Source organism: Antrihabitans spumae, assembly GCF_043944905.1.
Classification (GTDB): Bacteria; Actinomycetota; Actinomycetes; order Mycobacteriales; family Mycobacteriaceae; genus Antrihabitans; species Antrihabitans spumae.
The window spans coordinates 1-1,002 of sequence record NZ_JBIMSN010000036.1 but is presented as its reverse complement, the minus strand read 5'-3'; the positions used below and the strand labels follow the sequence as shown (position 1 = coordinate 1,002).

General features: G+C 59.8%; 1 pseudogene. It reads right to left on the bottom strand.

The window, feature by feature from the left end:
• Positions 1–58: 58 nt before the first annotated feature.
• A pseudogene (locus tag ACHIRB_RS09350) lies at positions 59–946 on the bottom strand (type I restriction endonuclease); the annotation flags it as partial.
• Positions 947–1,002 lie beyond the last annotated feature (56 nt).

Here is a 1,002-nt window from a genome sequence, read left to right as displayed (position 1 = left end):
CCTCATCCAGGCTGCATAGCCAGAAAATCCCCGTGTCCAACATCCGGGGTCAAGGCCCATGCGCGAGCCAGGAGATTGAGTTGGTCTTTCCGGAGCCCGCTGAGTGTTGGACCAGATACCGCTTACCGGGGCCCTCTGTACGCACCGCATCGATCAGCTGAGTGACTACGTGCCACTGGTGATAACGCGGGAACAGCATCGTTTGGCTACGAGTCTTTTGCCCGGTGACAGGGTTAGTCCTTTCGATCACCTCCAGGTGCAGGAACCGCCCTAGGATATCGAGCCAAGTGTCGCGCTGCAGGATGGTTTCCCACAGGTACGCAGTCGGCGATCCGTTGGGATTCGGCGGGTTCCCTGCGTGCCCTGCGTTGCCCCGGTTGAACGGCAGGAAGTAGGTGTCTTTTCCAGCCAGCTTGGTCGTCATCTGGACTTCGCTGTTCGACACGGCAAAGTGCACGAGGGCGCGAGAGCCGAACTGCAGCAGCGGCTCTCCCTTCGGGAGCCGGTCGTTCTTGTACTGCAAGACCGCGTCCGTGATGTTCTGGGTGAAGTCGGTCTTCAGCTCTGCCGTAGCGACTGGGATGCCGTTGACGAAGAACACAAGATCGATGCTGTTGTTGTTCTTGGTCGAGTAGTGCACCTGGCGCATCACCCTGAGCCGCACTGCGTCGTATCGCTTCGCGGTCGTCTCGTTCAGTGATGTGTTGGGTCGGAACTGGCACATCGCGAACTGCGCGTTCAGGTCTTTGAAACCTCGTCGAAGCGCCGACAAGGTGCCGCCATTGGCCTTCAGATCAGCTCCGAGCGCCTTTGCAAGAGTTGCGAGTACGCCGTGCTGCGCTTTGGTGAGCGCTTCGCCGGTCAGATCCGGCTTGACTCGCTTCGCGAGCTGGTCGGGCTGGGTATCCGCCAGCCACCCGAACACGTCCTCCGGAAACAGAGCTAGCCTCGCGCTTTCACGCTAATTCGGCAGAGGACTGTGTCGCAGACAAAGAATGGTGC